Genomic DNA, 6084 nt, shown 5'->3' with positions numbered 1-6084 from the left:
TTTAGTTATCAACCATGAATGCCGTTTTGCAATGGCCTAGCCGAAGACAGAAGGTTTATTATGAAAGTCCTTGAAGAGCGTTTTGCAGTCCACCTCGACGACTACAAACACTACGACACCGAAAAATTGCGTAAACACTTTTTAGTAGAAAGCATTTTTGTCGCCGATGAAGTGCAATTCACTTACACCCATTACGAACGTTTGATGGTGGGCGGTGTTATGCCGGTTAGCAAATCCGTGCAACTGGAAACCTACGATCAACTCAAAATGGATTTCTTTTTGGATCGTCGCGAATTAGGTGCAATTAATATTGGCGGCAATGGCAAGGTGTCTGTTGACGGCGAAATCTATGAGATTGGCAACAAAGAAGCGCTCTATATTGGCCGCGGTGCGAAAGAAGTCTTTTTTAGCAGTGATGATGCAACCAATCCCGCCAAGTTTTATTTGAACTCCACACCTGCGCACACCAGTCATCCAACTAAAAAAGTAAACAAAGAAAATAGCAAAGTGCTGCATATGGGCGCTGGTGACACCTGTAACGAGCGCGATATTTATCAATTGATGATTAGCACCGTACTCGATACTTGCCAACTGCAAATGGGCATGACCGAATTAAAACCCGGCAGCATCTGGAATACCATGCCAATGCACACCCACAGCCGCCGGATGGAAGCTTATTTTTATTTCAACATTCCTGACACTCATGCAGTGTGCCATTTTATGGGGCCAGCGAATGAAACTCGTCATATTTGGGTTGGCAATGAGCAAGCCGTAGTATCGCCGCCTTGGTCAATGCACTCAGGTGTTGGCACCGCCAACTACACGTTTATTTGGGGCATGGCAGGCGAGAATATGGATTTCACCGATATGGATTTCCATAAGCCGAGCGAATTGAAATAACGATTTTTTATTCGTAGCCCGTATGGAGCCTAGCGAAATACGGGAGGAATTCCAAATAACAAATCTTTCTCGATAGAGATAAAAACATGAATCACCCACTATTTGATTTAACCGGAAAAATTGCACTGGTCACCGGTGCAACTCACGGCTTGGGCATGGCAATGGCCAGCGGCCTCGCAAGTGCGGGCGCCACCTTAATTATCAACGGCAACTCTTCACAAGAAAAAATCGACAACGCGGTAAACGAATATCGCGAAAAAGGTTTTAAAGCCTTTGGTTACAAATTTAATGTGACTGATGAAGCGCAAGTTATCGCGGCTGTCGATCAAATTGAAAAAGACCACGGCCCAATTGATATTCTGGTTAACAACGCCGGCATCATCAAACGTACACCTTTATTGGAAATGACCTTGGAAGATTTTGAAGAAGTGATCAAAATCGATTTGACCGGTGTATTTACCATGACCCGCCCCATCGCACGCAAAATGGTTGAACGTCGCCAGGGAAAAATTATTAATATCTGCTCGATGATGAGCGAATTAGGTCGCAATTCTGTTGGCGCTTACGCCGCCGCAAAAGGCGGTTTGAAAATGCTCACTAAAAACATGGCCACCGAATGGGCAAAATACAATGTGCAAGTGAACGGCATTGGCCCCGGTTATTTCGCCACCAGCCAAACTGAACCCATCCGTGTTGATGGTCACCCTTTTAACGATTTTATTATCAGCCGCACCCCCGCTGGCAAATGGGGTGACCCGGATGACCTGCAAGGCGCAACCATTTTCCTCGCCTCAAAAGCGAGCGATTTTGTGACCGGGCAAATTGTGTACGTGGATGGCGGGATATTGGCGACGATTGGTAAGCCGAGTAATGAGGCTTGATGGACTAACTCTCTCGCATTCAAAAACCCAGCCTCGTGCTGGGTTTTTTTATGGCTTCCGTTTAGTTAGCTGCGTGATGACTGATATTTTTTAAGCTCTGTTATACTCCGGCGATTACACCACCACACCGCCAGAGGAACCACCGCCATGCAGCTTGGAGAAACGCTGAAAGCACACATTATGCAGTGGCTTAAAACCCATAATTGGCAATACAGTGAATGGGTGTATGCGCTGATAGTGGCCGGATTTTTTTTAGTGACGGCGCTGGTGCTGCATTTTCTACTGCATTCGGTGATATTGCGTTGGTTTAAGCGCAGTGCGCATAAATCGCAAATTCCTTGGAGTCTGGCGCTCTATCAACACAAATTACTCAGCCGGATTGCACTGGTGTTTCAAGGTTTTGTGTTATTGGTACAGGCGCGCATTTGGCTACCTAAAGACTCTGAAATATTTAGCCTGGTAAGCGCGGTTGCACATTTGTGGATTTTGTTTTACTTGCTCTTGTCATTGTTTGCGCTGCTAAATTTTCTGGAAGAAATTTTTCGACCCGCCAGCCAGAAACGCAATCTGCCCATCCGTGGAATTTTTCAAAGTATCAAATTAATTGCAGCACTGATTGCGACTATTTTTGCGCTCTCGCTATTAATCGGTAAATCGCCAGTTTTATTATTCAGCGGTTTAGGCGCAATGACTGCAGTACTACTGTTGGTATTCAAGGACACCATTCTCGGGTTTGTTGCAGGCATTCAGCTTTCTGCGAATGAAATGCTGGCAGTGGGCGATTGGCTGGAGATGCCTAAATTTGGCGCTGACGGCGAAGTAATTGACATCAGCCTGACGACTGTGAAGGTTCGCAACTGGGATAACACCATTACCACTATTCCCGCTTATGCATTAATTGCCGATTCGTTTAAAAATTGGCGCGGCATGACTGAATCGGGCGGGCGGAGAATTAAACGCGCCATTCATATTGACGCCACCAGCGTAAAATTTTTACAGCCGGAGGATATCCAACGTTTACGTCGCGCTGCGTTACTCAGTGATTACATCGAACAGAAACTTGCTGAGATAGAAAGTGAAAACAATCAGACCAATTTCGATTTGAGCTCGCCCGTAAATGGGCGCCGCATGACTAACCTTGGGACATTTCGCGCGTATTTGCGCATGTATTTGAAGCAGCACAAATTCATTCATCCCAACATGACGCAAATCGTGCGCCAACTGGCACCAGATGCGCACGGCATTCCGCTGGAGATTTATGCATTCTCTAACGACACTGGCTGGGCTAATTACGAGGCAATCCAAGCGGATATTTTTGATCACATTTTTGCCATAGTGCCAGAATTTGGTTTGCGGGTTTATCAAGCACCCTCAGGCTACGATATGCAGAATATGGGTGCGCGCACTGATACATAAATTTACCTTAAATCGATAGATGATTGCTCAGGATAATTTATTACAGATTCAACGAAAAATATTTAGCTTCGAATTTCATTCCCATGTTGAGATAAAACCGGTGTGCATCAATTCTTTGCACGCCGGATACCAACCGCACTTGAATACAGTTGTGTTCGCGTGCGTAGTTTGCAACCCAATCAAACAGCGCGGCGCCATAACCCTTCGATCGTTCTGTCGCCGTTGTAATCAGATCGTCTATTTCCAGATATTTACCCGTGTAAAGCCATTCTGCAATACGAATTCCCGCCACTGCTTTAATGCCATTATCATCTAGATAAGCCAACTCATAGCCATGAGTCTTGCGCATTCGCTCAACAAGTGCCATGAAAGCATCAAGTGAGAGGTGTGGGCGCAGTTCAGACATGACTGCAAAACATGCGATTTTTTCTTCGGGTGTGTTTGCTAATTGAATTTGCATAAATCGGTTCCGTGATTAAAAGTAAACTTTATAAGTTGGGAGATGTTCTATTCCATCTCCAACATAAACGTCACTGGCCCGTCGTTCACTAAACTCACCTGCATATCCGCCGCGAAAATCCCAGTGGCAACCTGCGGGTGTATGCTGCGCATCTGTTCCACAAAATAATCGTAGAGCACTTCGGCCTGTGCGGGTGGTGCAGCGGAAGAGAAGCTGGGGCGCAGTCCTTTTTTGGTGTCGGCGGCGAGGGTAAATTGTGAGACGACCAGAACACCGCCGCCGATCTGCTGGACGTTACAATTCATTTTGTTGTTTTCATCGGAAAAAATCCGGTAGGCAAGGATTTTATCGATCAGTTTGTTGGCGGTTTCTTCGGTATCATTTTTTTGGATACCGAGCAGTAATAAAATGCCCTGTTGGATTTCGCCGGTGATTTCTTCATTGACAGTGACAGATGCTTTTTTGACACGCTGTATGAGACCTAGCATAAAACTTACTCAATAAAATTAAATCGTATTCACCGACTTACGGTATTCGCTCGGAGTCATGCCCACTTTTTTCTTGAACAGGGTATTGAAGGTAGCTTTGCTGTTAAAGCCAACATCCAGCATGATATCGAGCACCGTTTTGTCCGATTGATTCTGGTTGGACAGCATGCACTTGGCTTCATCGATACGATAGGAGTTAATAAACTCAAAAAAATGACAATTAAAATGACGATTAATAATATTGGATAATAACCGCGCGGGAATGCGCATTTGTATCGCCAGTTTTTCCAGCGTTAGTGCCGGAGTTAGATAAGGCTTTTCGGTTTCCATATACTGCGTAACTTGCGCGATCAGTTCGGGGGTAATTTTTTCTTTAACTTGCTCTGGCTCATCTTTTGCGGGTTCTTCGCTGGGCGTTTGCCGTTGTTCCAAACCTTCAAATACGCTGGAGTGCCCCAGGCCAAAAAAGATCAACACACTCACCATAAAGAAGGTGGTGTAGTTGCCAATCAAACCCATGATTTCAAAATTGGTACTGATGCCAAAGCTAATGGCAAGAATAATCATCGCTGCGACTAATACTGCCCAAAAACGAATCGCCAAAAATCCGATTACCAGAATTTTTAACCAGGTTAAATCGATTTTATCGATATCCGAAAAATTGGTGCGAATATGTTGGGTGTAGCGTTTGATTTCGATCAGGCAAATGACCCCCAATGCCACGCGGAATAATTCGCGGAACAGGGTGACGTAATTCATGATTTGTGGTGCAACGGATAAATCGTATTCTTCCTGAATACTGACCTTGTCGCTCACATCCAGGCTGTAATAGAAAATTAATTGATAACCCGCATAGGCGATAAAGGGCAACAAATAGAAAATATCTTTTAAACGTAAACGATAGTCTTTGTAGATCAGCGAGCGGGTATACCAAAGCAATAACGGGCCTTCCAGCCAATAACCAAAACCAAACACATAGAATAAATCCGGCGACCATTTGATAGCGATATGGCGAAATTCGGCGCCGAAACTGATCAAAATATCCAGCGGAATCGCGGCTTGTTGCAACAAAAAAAAGGCGAGAAAAACATTGCGGATATATTTGTCGCGTTTGATTGTAAGCAACAAGAGCGCAAACAGAATGCACTGATAGGCTGTCATTAACAGCACTACATCATGGGTGTTAAAAATGACGTCATACATAGGTCACTGCTCCGCTGCGGCTGTACGGCATCTTATTAATTATCTACTCAGCCTGATCGTCAGTAATGTGTTTATTATCACTGCGCACAAGTGCGATAGTGGCAGATCTTGAGTCTGCGGTTTGGATCATAACATCGAATTGTCTAGTACAAAAAGCGGCTATAAAACGCAGCTGCAAAAATAACAACGGAGCCAAGCGGCTCCGTTGTTACCGTTTTGGTTGTCAGGATGATTAGGCCAGTTGATCACTGGTGTGCAGCAAACTTTTGGCTAAGTCATCGGTGGCGCGGATCAGAGCGTCCACTATGCCTGGCTCGCGCGAGGCGTGGCCTGCTTCGCGTATAATTTGCAGCTCTGAGCCCGGCCAGGCTTTGTGCAATGCGTAGGCGTTATCGAGCGGGCAAATCACATCGTAGCGGCCATGCACAATGGTGCCGGGAATTCCGGCAAGTTTATGGGCATCGCGCAAAATCTGGTTGTGCTCCAGAAACGCATCATTCACAAAATAGTGGGCTTCGATACGAGCGAGTGACAATGCACGATGCGGCTCGGTAAAGGAATCGACCACATCCTGACAGGGTTTCAGGGTAGCGGTGCGCCCTTCCCAGCCCGACCAGATTTTCGCTGCGGACATCTGTTGGATCTGATTGTCGCCGATCAATTGGCGATAGTAGGCGCCGATCATATCGCCGCGTTCCGCTTCCGGAATTAGTGCGGCAAAGTCGTCCCAAAAATC

Annotated in this window: 6 protein-coding genes and 1 pseudogene; 3 read left to right on the top strand and 4 right to left on the bottom strand. The window is 45.7% G+C overall.

Going from position 1 to position 6084, the window contains the following annotated elements; all coding sequences use genetic code 11:
* Window positions 1-60: 60 nt before the first annotated feature.
* The 3 genes from kduI (at window position 61) to ACWA6V_RS15575 (ending at window position 3197) form a co-directional block, all read left to right on the top strand.
* Complete coding sequence (gene kduI / locus ACWA6V_RS15585) at window positions 61-900, top strand: 5-dehydro-4-deoxy-D-glucuronate isomerase (protein ID WP_449523352.1); 840 nt, start codon at window positions 61-63, stop codon at window positions 898-900.
* 86 nt (window positions 901-986) lie between these two features.
* Window positions 987-1781, top strand: coding sequence for a gluconate 5-dehydrogenase (locus tag ACWA6V_RS15580; protein ID WP_449523351.1), 795 nt, complete (start codon window positions 987-989; stop codon window positions 1779-1781).
* 147 nt (window positions 1782-1928) lie between these two features.
* The gene (locus ACWA6V_RS15575; RefSeq protein ID WP_449523350.1) at window positions 1929-3197 is read left to right on the top strand and encodes a mechanosensitive ion channel family protein; all 1269 of its coding nucleotides are present in this window, start codon (window positions 1929-1931) and stop codon (window positions 3195-3197) included.
* A gap of 40 nt (window positions 3198-3237) precedes the next feature.
* Here the strand turns inward: ACWA6V_RS15575 and ACWA6V_RS15570 are convergent, their stop codons facing one another.
* The 4 genes and pseudogenes from ACWA6V_RS15570 to ACWA6V_RS15555 all read right to left on the bottom strand — a co-directional run.
* On the bottom strand, window positions 3238-3657 hold the full coding sequence (locus ACWA6V_RS15570; RefSeq protein ID WP_449523349.1) for a GNAT family N-acetyltransferase: 420 nt from the start codon (window positions 3655-3657) through the stop codon (window positions 3238-3240).
* A gap of 47 nt (window positions 3658-3704) precedes the next feature.
* Window positions 3705-4145 (bottom strand): D-aminoacyl-tRNA deacylase, encoded by a 441-nt coding sequence (gene dtd, locus ACWA6V_RS15565; protein ID WP_449523348.1) that lies wholly within the window; start codon window positions 4143-4145, stop codon window positions 3705-3707.
* 18 nt (window positions 4146-4163) lie between these two features.
* A complete protein-coding gene (locus ACWA6V_RS15560) occupies window positions 4164-5348 on the bottom strand; it encodes a helix-turn-helix domain-containing protein (RefSeq protein WP_449523347.1) in 1185 nt (394 codons plus the stop codon).
* Window positions 5349-5580: 232 nt separating this feature from the next.
* Window positions 5581-6084, bottom strand: a pseudogene (locus tag ACWA6V_RS15555) (prolyl aminopeptidase); the annotation flags it as partial.

The organism is Cellvibrio sp. (genome assembly GCF_053579595.1).
Note: the sequence above shows the minus strand (reverse complement) of the source record. Positions and strands in the feature narration are given on the sequence as shown.